The sequence below is a fragment of the Patescibacteria group bacterium genome, assembly GCA_027858235.1.
Classification (GTDB): domain Bacteria; phylum Patescibacteriota; class Patescibacteriia; order Patescibacteriales; family BM507; genus BM507.
The window spans coordinates 38,560-59,158 of the sequence record JAQIDC010000036.1; the positions used below are offsets into that span (position 1 = coordinate 38,560).

Here is a 20,599-nt window from a genome sequence, read left to right on the forward strand (position 1 = left end):
CTCTGGTTCTCTACGCTCCACAACACTTTTTATATTTCTTTCCGCTTCCACAGGGGCAATCATCATTTCTTCCGACTTTCTCCCCTGCCTCATTTCTTTCTTTTTGCTTTATTATTTGCGCGCCTCCCATATCTCCTTTTGACATAGTTTTAGCAGGAGCACTAAACTGAGTTGCCCTATCAATCAAACTTGGTGCTGTGAATCCTTTACTTACAACATCATCAATTTGACCAACCTTATAAATTGAATAAACTACCTCTTTTTGAATTAAACTATTTAATTCATTGTAGAGAATATATCCTTCTTTTTTATATTCTACCAAAGGATCTCTTTGTCCATAACCTCGAAGACCAATCCCCTGTCTAACGCTAGACATGGCCTCAAGATGTTCTATCCAGAGCGTGTCGTATGATCGAATCAAAACTGATTTCTCAATACTAGACCAATCAAGTCCAAAACCATCAGCACTTTTCTTAATTTCTGTATATCTCTCCTTGGCTTGTTTAACTAAACTTTCTATGATTTCTGTTCTTATATTTGCTTTGTCCAATTTCGGAGTTTCTTCTTTATTGCTAACAAGTTCTTTTTTCGATTCATCATTAACCTTAAATATAGTTGAAGCTACTTGATAAATTTCCCCTACATCCCATTCTTTGATGTACTCTGAAACTGTATGGAAAGAAACAACTTGTTCAATTTCATTCTCCACCATTTCAAGAACTGTATCGCTTAAAACATCTTTGTTATCTTCTGACTCAGAAGAAACGAGTATATTTTTTCTTTTTGAATAGATTGATTCTCTATGTTTATTTATAACGTCATCATACTCAACCAAATGCTTTCTAATATCAAAATTATTCCCCTCAACTTTTTTCTGAGCAGATTCAATGGATCTGGAAATCATTTTGTTCTCAATCGGCATATCATCTGGGACACGCAAGGTGGTCATTATATTTTTCATTTTATCACCACCAAAAACTCTCATTAAATCATCTTCCATCGAAACAAAAAATTGCGAAGAACCAGCATCCCCCTGACGACCAGCACGTCCACGAAGCTGGTTGTCAATACGTCTAGCTTCATGACGTTCTGTACCGATAACATGAAGACCCCCTAACTCTAAAACTTTTTCATGTTGAATCTTCCAGTCGGCATATTCAGGGTCATCTTTTTTCAGTTCTGTTCCACCAAGCATGATATCAACACCACGACCAGCCATATTTGTGGCGATTGTGACAGAGCCGACTTTACCAGCGTCTGCTATAATACGCGCCTCTCTGGCATGATTTTTGGCGTTCAGGGCAGATGGTCTCAATCCCTCTCGTTCCATTAAGGCAAGTAAGTATTCATTCTTTTCAATTGAAATAGTACCAACTAATACGGGCTGTCCTTTTTTTTGTCTCTCTCTAATATCTTCAATGACTGCCATATATTTAGCTTCTTCTGTTTTATATATCAGATCATTCTTATCATCTCTTTTGATTGGCTTATTTGTAGGGATAATAACAGTTTCAAGACCATAAATTTTTGAAAACTCTTCTGCTTCAGTCACAGCAGTTCCTGTCATTCCGGCTAGCTTGTCATACATTCTAAAATAATTTTGAAAAGTAATAGTGGCCAAAGTTTGTGATTCTCTTTGAATCTTTACACCTTCCTTGGCTTCAATTGCTTGATGTAATCCTTCAGAATATCTTCGACCAGGCATCATTCTCCCAGTAAACTCATCGACTATTATTACTTCGTCATCTTTTACCACATAATCTTTATCTCTTTTAAAAATAGCATGAGCCTTAAGAGCTTGTTCAATATGATGAACCTCTCTAACTCCAGCTGTAGTATAAATATTTTCTACACCAAGCATTTTTTCCATTTTAGTAATTCCTTCTTCGGACAAAGTTGAAGTTCTCATTTTTTCATCAATATTGTAGTCAACATCTTCTTTTAATTTTTTAACCAAATCAGCAAACTGAAAATATTTATCAGTAGATTCTTCAGCTGGCGCAGAAATTATCAAAGGTGTTCTTGCCTCATCGATTAGAATAGAATCGACTTCATCAACAATTGTAAAGTACAAATCTCTTTGTACCATTCTATCTAGACTAGGAACCATGTTGTCCCGAAGGTAATCAAAACCAAACTCGTTATTTGTTCCATACAAAACATCGCACTTATAAGCTTCGCCTCGTTCAACTTGTCTAAAGTGTTTTAGTTTTTCCTCGAACTCTTCATTGTCAGAAAATTCAGGATCATACATTAGTGACTTATCATGGATAATAACACCCGTAGAAATACCAAGAAAATGATAAACTGGAGCATTCCATCCAGCTCCCATTCGAGAAAGATAATCATTAACGGTTATTAAGTGGCAACCATAGCCAGCAAGCGCGTTTAAGTAAAGAGCTAATGATGCGACAAGTGTTTTACCTTCCCCAGTTTTCATTTCTGCAATTTGACCTCTGTGCAAGGCAACACCACCAACTAACTGAACATCGTAGGGACGTTGACCTATGACTCTCCAAGCAGCTTCACGAATAACAGCAAAAGCTTCTGGAAGTATATTATCTAGTTTTTTTCTTAATTCTTCTTTTTCAATTTTCTCACCTTCTTTGATGGAGAGTTTATCTCGAAATTTTTGGGTATAGGCTTTTAATTCATCGTCTGTTTTCGCCTTCATTTCCTCCTCAAAAGCATTAATCTTATCTACGGTAGTATTAATCTCTTTAATAACTTTATCATTCGGATCCCCGAAAATCTTATCTAATATTCCCATTTTTATTATATATTAATATTTTTTAAATCAATAGACCTGCTTCTCAATAATCTTCTTGAAAAAATTATTATATTTTAAGGAAATTTTTGCAGTAAATTTACCTAAATATATGGATTTTTACTGAATATTATTGGGAAATAGGTCTATAAAATATTATATTCCAAATGTTAAAATAAATCAATAAATCAATAAATGAAGACAAGCAAAAAAATATTTCTATTAACTGCTTGTTATGCTTAAAATGATCCTAGTTTGTAAATATGAACTTTATATTTTTTTAATGTTATTTTAACCAAACAAGATTAAAGTTATAGAGTAGGCTAGAATTGAGTTCATATTATTTTAGAAACATAATTTAAAACCTCTCTATACGGGCTAAACTTAAGTATTTTTATTATATTTATTAATTATAGATTAAAATAATTGATTGACAACAATGTATTAGGCGCCTATGTACAATTAAATCTAACCGTGCTAAGATGCATAGACAAATTAATAAATTTATTGTATAATATGTTTTTTGATTTAATATTATACAAATTTCATTGTCTTAATTTTAATTAATCTGCAATCGATTTTTGTCAAAAAAAATAAATTTGACAATATGTCCAACACTCACATTTAGAGATTGTTCATTTCCTTATCTCATCAGAAGTTGATAAATATTTTAAAAAAGTAAGAAAGTAAAAGTATGAAAAATTTTAAACAAACATTTATAATTGCCATCATGGCAGTTATGTTATCAAGCATTAGTATCCCATCCACTGCTTTAGCAGCCGACCCACTTGCTGTCGACCTTTTATCGGCAAACAATTTTACAATTCTAGCAAAAACCGGCATTACAAACACAGGCAGTCATTCTTCAGAAATCACTGGCAATATTGGTTCTAGCCCAATTACAGCAGCAGCTATGAGTAATGTATATTGTTCAGAAATTACTGGCACAATTTATGGAGTCGACGCCGCTTATGTTGGTAGTGGAGACCAAACTTGCTTTGCTGGTAACCCACCTGTAGAAAACAAAACTTTAGTGGATAATGCTATTCTAGACATGGAGACTGCCTATAATAATTTAGCCAACATGACAGATCCTACTGCTACTGAGTTAGGAGCTGGTAACATAGGTGGTTTAACCATAACTCCTGGTCTTTATAAATGGAGCTCAAATGTTATAATCCCAACCAACGTAATATTATCAGGTAGCGCAACTGATATTTGGATTTTTCAAATCGCTGGTAATCTAAACCTTGCATCTGCTGGTGATGTTTCATCTGGTATTAAAGTAGTTCTAAGTGGCGGTGCTCAAGCTTCAAATATTTTTTGGCAAGTCGGAGGTCTAACAGGGGCTACTCTTGGCACCTACTCAACATTTAACGGAAATATTTTAAGTGCCAAACAAATAATTTTAGAGACTGGATCTATTTTAAATGGTAAAGCGCTTGCTCAAACTCAAGTTACGCTTGATGCAAATATTGTCTCATCGTCAGCTGTTGTTATTCAAGTTGAACCACCAGCAGTCGATCTTCCTACTGTTACACCCCCAGTTGTTATCACTCTGCCGACAACAACATCTTCTTCAACTGATACGATTACGCCTATTATTAACGACACGGTTACAACTCCACTTGTAGAAGATACTATAGAACCAACTATCACTGCAACTGAAACAATCACACCGATAATTTCAACAACCACTCCTAGCTCAACAATTACCCCAAAACTTCCAAGTGCAGGAACTAAACCTAATAATTCAAATGCCTCACAAATATTATTTTCTTTACTTGGATTAAGTGCCTTAATGTTGGTAATTTTTAAAGCAAGAAAGAAAAAATATCTTTCTTAATTGAATAATCTAAATATGTACGGTTAAAAAAGAAACCAGACAATTTGTTGTCTGGTTTCTTAAAAACCAATTTCAAGAATATACTTATTAAATTTTCTAAAATATTGCGTACAAAAAATATATTAATATTCTTATTAATAGGATTGCTGTTTTTATGGCAACATTTTATTATTCAAAACATCAAAACTACACAACAAAATATAGTTGTTAAAAAGGAAACTCCCCTTTCAAACATGCAAATCGTTTCGAAGACCAGACTACCGTTATTATTAAATATTCCAAAATTGAACATCAATGCTAATATTCAATATGTCAGCCTCACCCCAGATGGATTAATGGATGTTCCAAGTAATCAATTTGAAGTGGCTTGGTATCAACCGGGGACACCACCAGGAGAAATAGGCAGTGCAGTTATTACAGGGCATTTCGGAAAAGAAAATTCAGTTTTTAATGATTTAGATGAATTAAAAAAAGGAGACGAAATAAAGATTATAAACGATCAAAGCAATGCCGTCGTTTTTGTTGTCAGTAAAACTGAAAAATACGAAGCCGATGATAATGCATCAACAGTATTTTTTTCAGACGATAACCAAGCTCACCTTAACTTGATAACTTGCCAAGGTGTTTGGAATAAAAATACAAAAAGCTATCCATCAAGATTAATAATTTTTACGGATTTAAAATAATTATAAAATATTAATAATTGACCTCTTCATAATTACGGAGAAGATTAAAGTAATAAACAATAACATTTTTTACTTATTTTTTCCATATTCGTTACATCAATATCTACTGATTTGTATACAAAATGCAAGAACTAAAATAAAGTAAATCTACTGTCCACAGTGTTTCAAAATAGTCAGACTTAATAGCCGAGCTGTTATTCGTTCTCATTCTAGAGAAAGCTCTATGATGTTTAGGTGTGGAGCAGAACAATGCCCAGGAACATACAAAAAGTCTGAAAAATTAACTCATTATAAAAGCGACTCAACTGAGTCGCTTTTTCTATTTATACTATCTTTATTTTCTCTTCTCCTTATACTTAACAATCGCTTGAGCCATATGATCTTTTACTTTTTCGATGGCTTTGTATAGGTCTTCTGCTTCTTTTTCTACTCGGAGTAGTTCCCCTGGAACTTGTAGATTCATTTCTGCTTTAAAGATTTTTCCTTTTTGATGTCTTCCTGAATTAAGTCCAACTTCAACATCACAATTAACAGCCTCATAACTTCCTAAATATTTTTCTAACATATCTGCTTTTTGTTGAACATAATCTCTGATAGCATCTGTCATTTCAATTTTAGTTGCTTTTATTCTTACTTGCATATAATTTTAGTTAAAAGTTAAAAGTATAAAGTTAAAAGTTTTTATTGCTTTTCTGGATTCCGGGTCACCCCGCTACGCCACTTCGTGATTACGGTAGACATCGCTCACACACGAGCCAGCCCGGAATGACAATTTAGTTAATTATCCTACTAAAAAGTCCTTTTATAGCTCCGCTATATCTAGAGACATCATTAAAGGTTACAATTAATATTAAAATCATCAAAAGTATAAAACCAGTATTATGAATCAAGGCTTCTGTCTCTCTTTTAATTGGGCTCCCTTTTATTTTCTCAACTAATAGGAATAATAATCTTCCTCCATCGAGTGCCGGAATTGGCAGGATATTAATAATTGCCAAATTAATAGAAAGAAGAGCTGTAAATTGTAGTAAATGAGCTATCCCCAATCGAGCTGCTTGTCCTGTAATAGCCGCTATTCCAACTGGACCAGCTACTTCTACTCCAACTCCAGAACCCATGATAAGATCTTTTATGAGATTGAAGAAAGCGAGCAATATCAACCATGTTATTAGTCCTGTTGTTTTCAGTCCTTCCCAAATTGATCTAAAGAATGAATATTTAACCGTTCCAAGTTCAACAATAGATATACCTACTCCACCCCGTTCTGTTTCTTCACGTATCTCCGGCGTCATACTGAATTCTATCTCCTCATATCCCCGCCTCACTTCATAATTTATTTCATTGGCTACATTTTCATCTACATAAGCCTGCAGAGCTGCGAAGTTTTCGAACTCAATGCCATCAATGCCCGTAATCACATCGCCTGACTTCATTCCAGCAACTTCCGCCACTGAATTTTCAAGAAGTTCAATAACTTGAATTTGCGGATCTACTACTGTTCCACCGGAAATTTCGGCATCAATTGCCTGGGGGAATCCAATCATGTACCCAGCTGATATCAACACAAAGGCAAGAACAATATTCATAGTAACTCCCGCTGACAAAATAATAGCTTTCTGCCACATTTTTCTACTTACAAAACTATCTGAATCACTATTCTCTCCGTCTTCTCCTTTTATTTTTACAAAACCGCCTAGAGGAAGCCAGTTTAGGGAATAAATTGTATCCGCTGCATCTGTTACCTCCTTGGTTCCATAAACCTTTTTCCATTTCCCTTCAGTGCTTTTATATATTCCAATTGCCCTCGGAGGAAAACCAAGTCCAAATTCCTCTGATTTTGCTCCAAACTTCCTTGCTGTCAAGAAATGCCCCAATTCATGAACAAGAACCAAAAGAGATAAGACTGCTAAAAATACTATTATCGTAAAAAACATATTTTATTATTTATTATTATTTTATCTATTTTTCATTAAAACAAAATTAGTTTCCTAAATTGTCATTATATCTGCTTCTTTAGAATCTCTAATATTCTTTATTTCATCATTGAACTCACGAATCCTCTCATCCAGCTCTTTGATTGATGAGAACTTGTCATCTTCGCTTATCTCTTTTTCTTTTTCATCCTTTTCAATTCCATCTTTAATATCATCTCTCAATTGTCTAACAGAAATACGAGATTTTTCCATTTTTTCATTCAATTTCTTTACCAATTCTTTCCTATTCTCTTCTGTCATTTGAGGAACCGTCAGACGAATTTTCTCTCCGTCATTCATAACACCCAATCCCAAATCAGCATCCACGATTGCCTTTTCAACGTCTTTAATTACACTTTTATCCCAAGGAGCCACAAGTAAACTCTGTGAGTCTGCCACATTAATATTGGCAACACCGTTAAGAGGTGTCTTAACTCCATAAGCCTCAACCATAACACCCTCCAGAACCGCTGGGTTAGCTCGACCTGTTCTAATGCTTGAAATATCTTTCTTAAAATATTCCATTATATTTTCAAAGTCTCCTTGTTTTTCTTCAATGTAGGTATTCATATATTTTAATAAATAATTATTTTTTCAATGATTTAATGGCCATATAAATAATGCTTGGATTTTCTGGGTCAATCAAAAGTTTCCATCCTGCTCTGATTGTTGGTAACTTCTGCGGTGTCCAATTTATCCCTCCGTCTGATGATTTATAAAAAGTAGTATTAGTTACATAATAAATTTCATTTGTATCTTCTTCATTAACAGCAACGGAGTTAATTTGAGATTTTATATCAGGAGTTATTAGTTCAATTTTTTCGAAAGAATCACCGTTATTAGATGATTTAACAATACCATTAATACCCGCCAAATAGATAACAGTTGGCTCAGTGTTTAATATTATCATATCTCTAATATTATTCCCAATACTTGATTCAGCCTCTTTTAGGGCTGTGCCTAGGTTGTCCCAATTAATACCTGAATCAAAGCTTCTAAATACTCCCTGCCTAGCTGTAACAACATACATTTTCCTACTATCTTTTGGGTCAATTAATATTTTGGCGATACTATCCTTAAATCTATAAATTGTTTTCCAGCTTTCACCAAAATCAGAGCTTTGGACCAAATCACCTCTACTAAGTCCCATGAAAACTTTTGAATTATCAAAATGATTTACAACCAGAGAATTGACCTTAACGGCAGCATCATTATCAATATAAGTTTGCTTCCAGTGCCTTGAGCAATCATCGGTCTTGAAAACTTTATTAGAAATTGCTGTATACACCCTGCATCTTGAACCTGGATCAATTTCTAAATCATTTATTGGAGTTGCTCCGAGTGCCTTGGCCACCTGCCAACTATTACCTCCATCATAAGTATAAGCCAATCCATTCGCAACACTCCCGTAATACAAGGCCATATTATCTCCTGGATCCATTTTGAAAGAATTAACACTTGTTCCCCCAAAGTTTTTTTGAGAAGCTCCTACATCAGACAACAATACTCTTTGTTTCCAAGTGGCCCCCTTGTCGATTGATTTAAAAACGCCTCCGATATCTGCTTCAGCTTTTTTTGAATCTCCAGAATCAAAATTTACAGAGCAGGCGCTTAAAGTGAAAGCTAGAAATAATAATGTTGATAAAAATTTTATTTTTCTTACCCTAGGGGTGCCCCGTGGGGAATGCCCTTGTGGTTCATTTGTTTTATTGTACATAAATTTACAAAGATAAAGTTATATTTTCTAAAATTAATTTTGAACTCAAATTTGCTCCAATATAGTCCTCAGATTTTTCAATTTCATCTAAAATATTTGTTATTTTGTTTATACTATTTTTTACTTGCATTTTTTTAAGTCGCGTATCGACTATTTCATTTTGAACTAAATTGTTTAGGCCGTAGTTTATTAGATACAAGTCTCGATATACGCCTTGCAAGGTTTCAAGTAATCTCTTGAGAACAGCTGACGCCTCTAAACCACTTAGTTTTTTATCAATCATGCTAGCAACTAATGAAAATTTTTCATTTATATCACCGCTCTCAATTAGATCTAAAAGCAAATCAAGCCTATGAGTATAGTTACTATAAAATTCTTTATCTTCAATAAATTTAAGAGCGAGCGCTGGTCTTCCAAGAGAAATACGAGAATAATTCTTAGCAGCGCTTCTCGTTAACTTATAATTATCAAGTAAATATTTATTTATTTTATTTATTTCGACAGGTCCAAAATCGAGAACCTGACAACGAGAAATAATGGTCGTTAACATTTTATCAATGTTTGATGAAACAAGAATTATTACAACCTTTTTCCTAGGCTCTTCTAAAATTTTGAGCAGTGCGTTAGAAGCTGATTCGCTTAAAGTGTCGGCATGTTTTATAATACCCACCTTATAAGAATCAGAAAAAGAGCTCATTCCGAAAGAGCGAATCAAATCTCTGACTTGCTCAACTGATATGTTTTTTTTATCTTTTTCTTTTTTAACAATATAGAAGTCTCCATGGGCAAACTCTTTTTCAGGATTATCATTAGTTGTCTGAGAATTAAACTTCTTGCAAGATGAACATGTTCCACAAGGCTTTTCACTGTAGCTAGTGTCTTTTTCTTCACAAAGAATAATTTTTGCAAAATGCTCAGCTAATTTGGTCTTTCCCATATTATCTGGGCCTGAAAAAATATATGAACTTGTTAACTTATTATTAGCTAAACCACGAGAGAGAAAATCAATATTTTTTTTATTTCCTATAAGTGGCCACTTATACTTACTTTTTGCATCATTTTTCATATTTTAATTATAACAATTCATAATTTTTTAATCAATAGACAAAATATCTATTTTTACTTAATATTGGGAAAAATTTTTTGCGTAAAAATTGATTTTTTGCTTATTCTTGCTATAATATCTCTATGAATAATAAAATTAAAAAGATTTTTCTCTTGCTGGGCGATATCTCAATGCTATACATTTCTCTCTATTTAACCCTCTTGTTGAGATATAGAGATAATTTTAGTGTTGAAATTTGGCAAAACCACTATCCTCCCTTTACTTATATTTTCATTGCTTGGCTTTTCTTGTTTTACTTTTTAAATCTTTATAATCTCTATTTTACTCAAAATAGCAAAATATTCTATCGTTCTATTATAAAAAGTATCGGAATCGCTGGTGTTATTGCTGCTCTTTTTTTCTATTTAAACCCATCCATTGGAATTGCTCCAAAAATAAACCTACTGCTATACATCCTAGTATTTTCGTTTGTTTTTTCTCTTTGGCGATTTTTTTATAATTCCATTTTATTTTCTTATCTTCCAAAAAATCGCATTGCCTTTATAGGAGTAAATGATCAAATATCTGAAATAATTTATTTTTTAAAAGCAAATCCAAATGCTGGCTACAAACCACTTCTTATTATTGACGCCAAAAGCGAGCTTACTGAGAGCTACCACGGGATTAAAACCATTAGAGATATTAGCAATCTAAAAGATGATATTAAAAGGAACCATATAAATACCATTGTCTTATCAACCAACCCGGATAACTCCAGCGTTCTAAGACAGCAATTATTTTCCTCCCTCTCTCTTAAACTTGATTTCATAAATTCTATTAACTTCTATGAACTCATCATTGGTAAGGTTCCGATAGACGCCATTAATCAAATGTGGTTTTTAGAAAATCTCAACGAAGGTGGGAAGGCCTTGTTTGATAGAACTAAAAGTATATTTGATTTTTTGTTTGCGCTTAGCATCTTACTACTCACACTTCCCTTTTGGATTTTAATAATAATTATTATTAAAATAGAAAGTCATGGCCCAGTATTTTTTAAACAGATTAGAATTAGTAAAGACGGGAAAGAATTCAGCATAATAAAGTTTAGAACAATGAAGATAGAAAACAATAATTTCGCCCCAACCACCAAGAATGATTCAAGAATAACTTCTTTCGGTTCATTCCTAAGAAAAAGTAGAATCGACGAGATTCCGCAAGCTCTAAATATTTTAAAAGGTGAGATGAGCTTTGTTGGACCAAGACCGGAGCGACCAGAAATTATCAAAGACCTCGAAAAGGTTGTTCCATTCTATAAAGAAAGGATGCTCGTAAAGCCGGGCTTAACAGGCTGGGATCAAGTTTCTGGTGAATATCATTCACCAAGTGTAGACGACACCTTAAAAAAACTTCAATATGATCTCTATTATGTAAAAAATAGGTCAATATACCTAGACACTTCAATTCTCCTAAAAACAATTTCAGTTGTTATGAATAGAGCCGGGATGTAGGTCTATGTACGTTGATATGTACGTACATAGAAAATGAAAAACCAGCCGGTTGGCTGGTTTTTTGTTCGAACAAATTATCTTTTCTTTCTAAAGAGACTATTGCTAAACCTAATTGGAAGAGCTCTCATGCTCCTTTTGGTCTTAACAGACCGAATTCTTTTTACTGATCTGTGGCAAGAATGTTGGTTTTCAGCAACCTCACCTCCACAAGCTAGGCAGGTAAAAACGAAGCGTTGGTAAAAAGGGTTCATGTGTTTTCTTCTGGAAATAGGGTTCATTTAATCCTCCTTAAAGAATTGTTTAAAACTCTTTTATGTGCGATACTTCTTCTTTTGGAAAGAACTCATAAACCCTCCTCATTGGCCTCTCTGCCTAGCGCAAGTAAACTGTCTGTCATTCTTCTATGACATTCGGAACAACGAAATTCTAAAGGCTTACTTGGCTCATTCATCAAATCTGGCCTATCGGCATAACTGGGCGCATCTTTTCTTTTTTTTACAATAACACCAATTTTACCACAATTACATTCATTATTATTGCACATTTTTAGCTCCTCTCTGAAAGAAATTTTTGATACTCATTATAGTCCTCAATATAATCAGACCTATTTGGATTGTAATTAGTTGATGAAAGAGCTAGCAAAATCGCATCGTCTGAAAAATTTTTAAATCCATGCCAAACATATTCTCCAACATAAAGGGCGTCAGATGGACCTTGTATTTTTATTTCTTCAATACCATTACCATAATCAATTGTAGCTGTGCAAGTACCCTTAAGCAAGACAAATAGTTCCTTTTCAATCTTATGACAATGTTGACCTGTATTTCCTTTGATTTCTGTAATAAAATAAACTCGCTTAACATCAAAGTCTATATAGTCTTTGAGTTCTAAAGGACTCATTATAAAGTCTGGTGCTTGAATTTTATTTACTTTTAGTTTCTCAAATTTTAAGTCCATTTGTTTAAAAATTATTTTTTGATTCTAAAAAAATCTTCTTGCCAATCGTTCATTTCTTCTTTTTTCTTTCTAAGTGCTTCCACCCATTCTGTATTAGCAAGATACCAATCAACTGTTTCCTTAAGGCCAGCTTCGAATTTATCAAAAGTATATTCTGGTCTCCAGCCAAGAGCAAATATTTTACTAGCATCAATCGCATATCTTCTGTCATGACCTGGTCTATCTGCTACATATTCTATACTATCTTCATCTTTTCCAAGAACCTTTAACATCATCCTTGTGACGTCCATATTGTTTCTTTCGTTATCGGAGCCGATATTATAAACCTCTCCTGGCTCACCTTTGTGCAAAAGTAAATCTAGGGCAGTGGCATGATCACGAACATGAATCCAGTCTCGAACATTTAGGCCATCGCCATAAACAGGAACTTTTTCGCCGGCAATAAGCTTAAATATAAAAAATGGTATTAGTTTTTCTGGAAACTGATAAGGACCATAATTATTCGAACAATGAGTTACTACTACAGGAGTGCCGTGAGTTTTGAAATAAGCATTACACATTAAGTCACCACCAGCCTTTGCAGCCGCATAAGGCATATTTGGCATGATTGGAGTGTCTTCAGTAAACATGTCTTCGGAATCAAGCTCAAGCGCTCCATATACTTCATCGGTGGATACATTTACAAATTTTTCAATTTTATTTATTTTAACTGCGTCCAATATCATCTGAACACCAAGAGAATTTGTCATCACAAAATCTTTGCTTCCTCCATGAATAGACCTGTCGACGTGAGTTTCAGCTGCAAAATTAATAACATGAGTTATATTATGGTCGACAATAGTTTTATTTAAAAAATCCAGGTCAACAATATCGCCCTGAACAAATGTATAATTTGGGTTATTCTCAATATCTCGAAGGTTTTCTAAGTTGCCGGCATAAGTTAACTTATCGTAGTTAACTATTCTATAGTTTGGATGAGCCTCTAGCATATGGCGAACAAAATTCGAACCAATAAAGCCGGCTCCACCACAAACCAAGATATTTTTAATTCCACCTTTTATTTCTAGTGATTCTTCAAATAGAAGAGAAAAGTTCTTATCATCTAAGCCAAGAAGTTTTTGAGCTTCTGCTTTTGTTAAAGATTTTCTGTCCATTAACCCCCTTATAATATTTATTTTGCTGTTCAATTCTTGCATGGCAAACATCATGTTTTTGTTAATTGTTAGTAAAAAAATATTAAACTAAACATGCCCTTCTGTCAATCTAGACAAAAATACAATAAAATAGTTTAATATTCTATTTTTATAAAAACTTTTTAATTTTTTCTAGTACTTCTTGAGCCTCCCCCTCTTTATACTCTTTTGAAGGCCACAAACCAAGACCATCACCTTTGACTCTTGGGATAAGATGAAAATGAATATGTGGAACATCTTGACCCGCGACTGGGTCATTATTTTCAACTAAATTATATCCTTCGCAAGCCATGCCTTTTTTCAGAGCCAATCCCATTTGTTTAACTACTTTTATCACATCAGACAATAAATCTTCTGGGATTTCTTCAAGATTTGAAAAATGTTTTTTTGGAATAACCAAAATATGGCCGGAATGAATAGGCGCAATATCTAAAAAAGCTAAAACATTCTCATCTTCATATACTTTGTTGCTTGGTAAAGATCCCTCTACAATTTTACAAAAAATACAATTACTCATAATCCTAACTTATTTCTCTTGAAATTTTTGTCGCCACAAATTCTGCCTCTCCTTCTTCATAGGCACTTTGTGCCCATCTCTCAAATCCATCCCCTTCTTTTCTTGGAACAACATGAAAATGAATGTGAGGAACATGTTGATTGGCAGCACTTTTATTATCAAGAAAAACGCTATAACCCTCGACACCAAGGCCTTCTATCATAGCCTTACCAAGAAGCTTAATTGTTCTAGTCATTTCAGCTAACTGGGTATCGCTAATCGATTCCATGTCTGAGATATGTTCTTTAGGAATAACAATAGTATGTCCTGAACTCATTGGAAGAACATCCAGAAAGGCAAGTACAGCATCATTCTCATAAATCTTGTGAGAGTTAATCTCTTTGTTAACGATCTTACAAAAAATACAGTCTGTCATATTTTTTATATTAATTACCTAAACCTTTAAACAAAGGTACTCCACTATTAGTTCCTGTTGGGACATAAATTGTTCCTTCTCTGTCTTTCAATCCATTAATATAAAGATAATAGAGATAATTCGTTGTAAGACTTTCGTTAATAATCTTTTGAGCATCTCTTTGTCCTTCTGCTTCAATTATTTTTCTTTCCTTTTCTTTACTTTCCCTTTGAAGGATAAACTCGTATTTCTGGGCTTCTTGTTCTGCTTGAAGCTTCTCTTGGATAGCATTGGCTAAATTTGGAGGAAGAGCAACATTTCTCAATAACACGTCCTCAATTATTATACCTCTATCACCTAGGTTATTACTTAATGCTTCTTTTATTTTTGTAGCAGCCTCTTGTCTCTTTTCTGAATAAATATCCTTTGCTTCATACTGAGCGATAACGTCTCTAATGGAAGTTCTAATCGATGGACGTAGTATCTTGTCTTCAAAGTTAAGTCCAACATCTTTGTAAATGTCTGAAGCTCTCTCTTCTTCAATTCGATAAAGAACAGTCATATCAAGATCGACACTAAGTCCTTCCTTTGTTAATGAAGTAATAGCGTCTGCCCCAGAAATTTTTCCTTCGTTTTTTGTGACACTCATTGTGTATTCTTCAGTCCTAATTGACATTGGAGTGATTTTTGCAAAAGGGTTAATAACATGAAGCCCTGATTTAACTTCATTGTCTTTTACTTTTCCAAATAAAGAATAAACTCCTGTTTCTCCTGCCCCAACTATCCTAATAGCATTGACTAGAAAGATAACGATTGCGAGTGATATTAAGACGGTGACAAAAATTCTCTTTGTCCCCTTTATTGCCCCAGTTATGGGGTCAACATTAATTGTTTGACTCATAGTTTTATTAAAATTATTTTTAAATTTATATTTGAATAAAAAAGCTAGACCAACAAGAACTGTGATTAATAACAAAAATTTATTAGCCAAAATAGATGGCAAAATAAATATAGCTAAAAAAAGTAAAATTGGGATTAAATTTTTATTTTTTTCCATATATTATTGTTTATTTCTTGATACTATGACTATAGCAAGGAAAACCCATATTATCAATAAATAGTTAAGATTAAAGTAAGCAAGGACTATTCTTGGTTTTATAAGTTCCATAACGAAGAAAATAAAAATTGCCCCATTTAACACATAAAATAATTCCCTAGAATACAAATCTATTTTATTAATATTTTTTTTCATTTATTTAAAAATTGTTTTTATTTTTCCAAGCAAGTCAGTTCCTCGCAAGTCTACTTTTATTTCATCAATTTCGATCGAATCATTAATTTTATCATCTACCCTAAGGCCTGGAATTGAAATTAAAAAACTGTATTTAGAATTCTCTCTATAAGCACCAGCTAAATCAATTTTTATTTCTTTTGTAAAATAATCTCCAGATTTTTCTGGTTTCTCGTAATCGGCCAAAATATAATTAATTTCAGTATTTCTTAAATCAAAGCTAGAATCTATTTTTTTAATATTTGGATTTAACAAAGAATCGAAGTTGAAAGAGAAAACTCCGTTCCCAGCTAAAATGATGTCACCTTTCTCAAAAATAAGTTCAGTTGTGCTTGCTTCAAGCTCTTGTGAAAATTGTCTGAAAGTTTCTCCAAGAATAAAAGTGCTAGTAGCGAATTGAATTTCTTGCACACTGCTGGGGTTTGAAGTTTGAGCATAAATTATATTGCTATCAGTAAATACCGAGAAATCAGAAATATTTTCGTCTGAAATCCAAATCTTATTTAGAAAAGACAATTTATTTTGTTTGGTCTCAATACTTTTGGTGACGATATCATCCCCCACCCTTAATTCAATCTTATAAACACCCTTTGGCATGTTAACCAAATCGAAACGCAAATTTCTTAAGCCTGAATTTTCTCCACTGTCATCCTTAACACCATCATCATCAAGATGACCAGAATCAATTAATTGATCTTCGAAATATAGATTAATATTAATTTCGTCATCGTCCTTGTTTTTATTTACATCAATAAAACTAAAATCAAAATACAAATCTTCATTATCAATATATGCAAGTATTTGATATGGGCCTCTCAGGTCAGTCTCAAATACTTTAATACCAGAGCTAGAAGCGTAGTTCTCTAAAACGTAGTCGATATCCAGGTCATAATCATAAATTGCTATTTCTCTGGTGGCTGGAGGATTTGCTAGAAATGAATCGACAGAATCATAAGTTGAGCTAGCATTATTTGGATTTACAAAAAGAGAAACACCCCCACCCTCAAAAACGGCCCACTCATCGTATATATAATTCAGAAAATGATTATCAAGTGGTTCTAACTTATATCTCCATACGGTTTTATCGACTAAGACTCCCGCTTCAATTATCGGATTATCTAGAGGATTGTTGTTTTTGTATTTAATGCTCAAAACAGCCTCGTTGAATTTTCTAGGAGTCTCGAGAGAAAAATAAACAGGATCACCTATTATTTTCTGAGCTCCTCCAAGTGGAAATTCAACTCTATCCCTAGGGCTTAATTTAGAAATAAATGAGCTATCTTTTTCTAAATCATAAACATAAGAGATATGACCGCTTGGCACAATTGCCATATACACAAAAAACAAAACAGCAATAACTAAAATATGCCAAAGAATTATTCTTAATTTTATAATACTCATCTTCATATCTAAATTATAAGCTATATGGTTAAAAAAAACAAAAAAAGACCTATCAATATAAATCTTTTTAAAAAAAGAAATAATTCAACTTAGACTACACTGGAGATTTTTTCTTGTTTTTATCTATTATTTTATAGGTGTATACTTTTAAGAAATCGTTAAACAGCCACCAAGCTGTCGCATACAGCCACATTATCCCTGCATATTTCCAGCCAATCGGAATCATAAATACCCCGTAGACGGCTATAAGGGTTCCAATGATTCTAGAACTAAAGGCTGGCAGGAAAAACTTTAAAGAAGGGTATGGTCTATGCCAAAAATGATTTCGACCAGTTCGTGTTAAATAAAGAGTGGAATGACCAGCTACGTCTAATTTAATAAAAAGTAAAGATTGAATTAAAAGTATGGAATAACCTTGCAAATTAAGCCAATAAAACAAAATAAATGAAGAAACTACGCCAGCTAGACCGAGTACTGTAGCGACCGTCAAGACTTCCTTCATATCCCATCTTACGGGCTTGTTGTTTCCTGGAGCATTATCATAGGCTATCATCATAACAGGAATATCATTTAAAAGAGCTAGAACAATTATCATTGTTGCCGTTATCGGATAAGAATCAAAGAATATAATAGACAGGGCCATAAACAAAATAATACGCATTGTCTCGGCAATTCGAAAAATAGCATAACCCTTCATTCTTTCAAAAGTTTGACTAGCAATACGGATTGCATGATTAATAACAGAGAGCCCTGGAGAGAGTAAAATCAAATCAGCAGCCGCGCGTGCTGCATCTGTTGCGCCTGAAACCGCTATCCCAATATCAGCCTTTGAAAGCGCTGGAGCATCATTTACTCCATCTCCCGTCATTGCAACAATATGACCAGCTTTTTGTAGTTGCTCAATTATAAAATATTTATCTTCGGGCATTACCTGAGAAAAACCATTGGAATTTTCAATAAACCTAACAATATCATCCTTATGTTTTTTAATGAATCCATCTGGTAGTCCATTCGACCCCAACTCTTCTTTCACTTTTTCAGATATTTTTTCTCCAAAATCTTTTGCTTCCTCTTTCGAGGCAGTTAATTTTAATTTTTTATACAAGCCTTGGGCAATTATACTACTTAGAGTTGCAAATTCGTCAGAGACACCATCAGTTTTCAATTTTGAAATGTCTACAATATTCAATCCAATATCAAGAAGATCAGCAATTTGAGTTGCGATGGCATGATTATCACCAGTAAGCATTTTTACATCTACCCCACCTTCCCTTACTTTTTTAATGACAAGAGAAGATTCCTTGCGGGGAGGGTCAAATAATGGGATTAAACCAACAAGCTTAAAACCGCCTCTTTTTTTATCTTTTATAGCTACTGCCAAGGTTCTATATCCTTCCTTTGCTAAATTATAAACATCCTCCATGGCTTTCTCTCTAACTGCCTCATTATCACACATTGAAATAATAACCTGAGGGGCCCCTTTACTCACAAGAAGATTTTTATTTTTTCCACTAAAACTAACTTCTGTTCTTTTCGTTATTGGATCAAATGGAATAAACTCTTCCTCAACAAATGAATAAATATCATTATCAAAATGATGTTTATTTAAATATTCAAATATTGGTGTTTCAATTGGATCTTTATTTTCCCTGCTACTCGCAAGGGCAGCATAAATAAACAAATCTTTTTCCTTAAATTTTGAATATATAATTGGCTGACCAACGCTCATCCTGTTTTGAGTCAGTGTCCCCGTCTTATCAATACAAAGTACATCTATTCCGGCCAATTCTTCAATGGCAGAGAGATCGCTTACAATAGCCTTAAATTTTGAGATAGAGACTGCACCAACAGCCATTGTAACCGAAAGAACAGCTGGCAAGGCAACAGGAATTGAAGCAACTGCCAAGACTAGGACAAACTGTAAAACTTCAAAAAAATTATCATGTCTAAAGAAAGCAACAACAATTATTAGAACAGCCAACATTGCAGAGAACAATATTAAGAAATCACCAATGCGAATAATTGCTTTTTGAAAATGACTTTGTTGACTAGCCTGAGCTTTCTCAATTAACGTGGTGTTTTTACCAAAATATGTTTTCTCTCCAATACTAAGAACCTCTGCGAGCATTTCTCCTATTTTAACAACGGAGTTTGAATAAATTTTATCTCCAATGATCTTGTTAATAGGGAGTGATTCTCCTGTCAGAGTAGATTGGTCAATTTGTAAATATTTCCCTTGAATTAACTTTGCGTCTGCTGGAACAATATCTCCGATCTTTAACTTGATAATATCACCAGGAACCAAAAAACGAGCATCAATCTCCTTGAACTCACCATCACGTAAAACTATTGCTTTTTTAGCAAGCTTTTCCCTCAATATTTCAAGAGCATCTAGCGCCTTTGATTCTTGTTTATAGTCAATAAAAACATTAACAAAAAGTAGAATTGAAATAATAATAAAATCATCCCATCTTCCCAAAATCATAGATAGCACAGCAGCTATTTCTATCATCCAAGGGATAGGACTCCACATTCTTTTTAATAAGCGCTTAAAAGCAGAGTGTCTTTTTATTGGAAGCTCATTAAATCCAAAAGTTTTTTGCAAATCAGCTACTTGAATTTCGGATAAACCACTAATATTTTCCATGTAAAATTATAATAGAATAAATCTAAGTATTGTTAAATTTAGAATCCTCCCAAGGCTGAAGAATAAGTTGAAATAAAACCAGGGAGAATGAAAATTAGACCAAGCAAAGGAAGAAAAAACATTACTAATGAAATAATTAAAGTCCACATAAAATACTTTCTTGTTTTCTCAGATGATTTGTAAATATTTTTCAATATCTCATCTTGTGCATCAAGTCTGTTTTTGATATCTTCTTCCATAAATTTGAGTTAATAATTATATATTTAGTATACCACCAAGTCTGTTTAATTAAAATTCTTTATTTAAAAAGACACTTTGGAAAAGTGTCTTTTTAAATATACTAAAATTCAATTTATAGCACTGCGTCTTTAGCTGCTTTAGCTAATCTAAATTTTACAACAGTCTTAGCTTTAATCTGAATTTTTTCACCAGTTGCTGGGTTAACTCCCATTCTAGCAGCTCTCTTAGCTTTTACCATTTTACCAAAACCAGGAATAACGAATTCGCCTTCTTTTTTTACTTCAGAGTAAGCTAAGCTTGCTAGCTCATCCATCAATAATACAACGTCTTTTTTCGGCAACTCAGTCTTCTCAGATAAAGTTGTCATTAGTTGTGATTTTGTCATTTTTGCCATAATTTTAAAATTATTTATTATGC

Annotated in this window: 19 protein-coding genes; 3 read left to right on the forward strand and 16 right to left on the reverse strand. The window is 33.4% G+C overall.

Annotated elements, in window-relative coordinates:
- Nucleotides 1-10: 10 nt before the first annotated feature.
- Nucleotides 11-2,770 carry a preprotein translocase subunit SecA gene (gene secA / locus PF572_03440; protein ID MDA3840119.1) on the reverse strand — a complete coding sequence of 920 codons (2,760 nt, stop codon included), beginning with the start codon at nucleotides 2,768-2,770 and terminating at the stop codon, nucleotides 11-13.
- A gap of 691 nt (nucleotides 2,771-3,461) precedes the next feature.
- Between secA and PF572_03445 the strand changes: the two genes are divergently transcribed.
- Nucleotides 3,462-4,613, forward strand: coding sequence for an ice-binding family protein (locus PF572_03445; protein ID MDA3840120.1), 1,152 nt, complete (start codon nucleotides 3,462-3,464; stop codon nucleotides 4,611-4,613).
- 104 nt (nucleotides 4,614-4,717) lie between these two features.
- Nucleotides 4,718-5,299: a class F sortase gene (locus tag PF572_03450; GenBank protein ID MDA3840121.1), complete on the forward strand. Its 582-nt coding sequence runs from the start codon at nucleotides 4,718-4,720 to the stop codon at nucleotides 5,297-5,299.
- 334 nt (nucleotides 5,300-5,633) lie between these two features.
- Here PF572_03450 and raiA read toward each other — a convergent pair whose 3' ends face one another.
- The 5 genes from raiA to PF572_03475 all read right to left on the reverse strand — a co-directional run bounded on the left by raiA (nucleotide 5,634) and on the right by PF572_03475 (nucleotide 10,055).
- Complete coding sequence (gene raiA / locus PF572_03455; GenBank protein MDA3840122.1) at nucleotides 5,634-5,939, reverse strand: ribosome-associated translation inhibitor RaiA; 306 nt, start codon at nucleotides 5,937-5,939, stop codon at nucleotides 5,634-5,636.
- A 133-nt stretch (nucleotides 5,940-6,072) separates the two neighbouring features.
- Nucleotides 6,073-7,233, reverse strand: coding sequence for an RIP metalloprotease RseP (gene rseP / locus PF572_03460; protein ID MDA3840123.1), 1,161 nt, complete (start codon nucleotides 7,231-7,233; stop codon nucleotides 6,073-6,075).
- 54 nt (nucleotides 7,234-7,287) lie between these two features.
- The gene (gene frr / locus PF572_03465) at nucleotides 7,288-7,842 is read right to left on the reverse strand and encodes a ribosome recycling factor (protein MDA3840124.1); all 555 of its coding nucleotides are present in this window, start codon (nucleotides 7,840-7,842) and stop codon (nucleotides 7,288-7,290) included.
- 16 nt (nucleotides 7,843-7,858) lie between these two features.
- Nucleotides 7,859-8,989, reverse strand: coding sequence for a hypothetical protein (locus PF572_03470; GenBank protein MDA3840125.1), 1,131 nt, complete (start codon nucleotides 8,987-8,989; stop codon nucleotides 7,859-7,861).
- A 4-nt stretch (nucleotides 8,990-8,993) separates the two neighbouring features.
- On the reverse strand, nucleotides 8,994-10,055 hold the full coding sequence (locus PF572_03475; GenBank protein ID MDA3840126.1) for a DNA polymerase III subunit delta': 1,062 nt from the start codon (nucleotides 10,053-10,055) through the stop codon (nucleotides 8,994-8,996).
- A 122-nt stretch (nucleotides 10,056-10,177) separates the two neighbouring features.
- On the opposite strand from PF572_03475, the gene PF572_03480 reads away from it, so the two are divergent.
- Nucleotides 10,178-11,542, forward strand: coding sequence for an exopolysaccharide biosynthesis polyprenyl glycosylphosphotransferase (locus PF572_03480; protein MDA3840127.1), 1,365 nt, complete (start codon nucleotides 10,178-10,180; stop codon nucleotides 11,540-11,542).
- 343 nt (nucleotides 11,543-11,885) lie between these two features.
- Here the strand turns inward: PF572_03480 and PF572_03485 are convergent, their stop codons facing one another.
- The 10 genes from PF572_03485 to PF572_03530 form a co-directional block, all read right to left on the reverse strand.
- Complete coding sequence (locus PF572_03485; protein MDA3840128.1) at nucleotides 11,886-12,086, reverse strand: hypothetical protein; 201 nt, start codon at nucleotides 12,084-12,086, stop codon at nucleotides 11,886-11,888.
- A gap of 2 nt (nucleotides 12,087-12,088) precedes the next feature.
- Nucleotides 12,089-12,499 (reverse strand): FdtA/QdtA family cupin domain-containing protein, encoded by a 411-nt coding sequence (locus PF572_03490; protein MDA3840129.1) that lies wholly within the window; start codon nucleotides 12,497-12,499, stop codon nucleotides 12,089-12,091.
- A gap of 11 nt (nucleotides 12,500-12,510) precedes the next feature.
- Complete coding sequence (gene rfbB, locus PF572_03495; protein MDA3840130.1) at nucleotides 12,511-13,548, reverse strand: dTDP-glucose 4,6-dehydratase; 1,038 nt, start codon at nucleotides 13,546-13,548, stop codon at nucleotides 12,511-12,513.
- A gap of 253 nt (nucleotides 13,549-13,801) precedes the next feature.
- A complete protein-coding gene (locus tag PF572_03500; GenBank protein MDA3840131.1) occupies nucleotides 13,802-14,209 on the reverse strand; it encodes an HIT family protein in 408 nt (135 codons plus the stop codon).
- 4 nt (nucleotides 14,210-14,213) lie between these two features.
- Nucleotides 14,214-14,624, reverse strand: coding sequence for an HIT family protein (locus tag PF572_03505; protein ID MDA3840132.1), 411 nt, complete (start codon nucleotides 14,622-14,624; stop codon nucleotides 14,214-14,216).
- 10 nt (nucleotides 14,625-14,634) lie between these two features.
- Nucleotides 14,635-15,504: a prohibitin family protein gene (locus tag PF572_03510; GenBank protein ID MDA3840133.1), complete on the reverse strand. Its 870-nt coding sequence runs from the start codon at nucleotides 15,502-15,504 to the stop codon at nucleotides 14,635-14,637.
- Nucleotides 15,505-15,855: 351 nt separating this feature from the next.
- Nucleotides 15,856-17,301 carry a hypothetical protein gene (locus PF572_03515; GenBank protein MDA3840134.1) on the reverse strand — a complete coding sequence of 482 codons (1,446 nt, stop codon included), beginning with the start codon at nucleotides 17,299-17,301 and terminating at the stop codon, nucleotides 15,856-15,858.
- An 88-nt stretch (nucleotides 17,302-17,389) separates the two neighbouring features.
- Nucleotides 17,390-19,942 carry a plasma-membrane proton-efflux P-type ATPase gene (locus PF572_03520; GenBank protein ID MDA3840135.1) on the reverse strand — a complete coding sequence of 851 codons (2,553 nt, stop codon included), beginning with the start codon at nucleotides 19,940-19,942 and terminating at the stop codon, nucleotides 17,390-17,392.
- A 38-nt stretch (nucleotides 19,943-19,980) separates the two neighbouring features.
- Nucleotides 19,981-20,181, reverse strand: a complete 201-nt coding sequence (locus PF572_03525; protein MDA3840136.1) for a hypothetical protein — start codon at nucleotides 20,179-20,181, stop codon at nucleotides 19,981-19,983.
- A 113-nt stretch (nucleotides 20,182-20,294) separates the two neighbouring features.
- The gene (locus PF572_03530) at nucleotides 20,295-20,576 is read right to left on the reverse strand and encodes an HU family DNA-binding protein (GenBank protein MDA3840137.1); all 282 of its coding nucleotides are present in this window, start codon (nucleotides 20,574-20,576) and stop codon (nucleotides 20,295-20,297) included.
- Nucleotides 20,577-20,599: the final 23 nt, after the last annotated feature.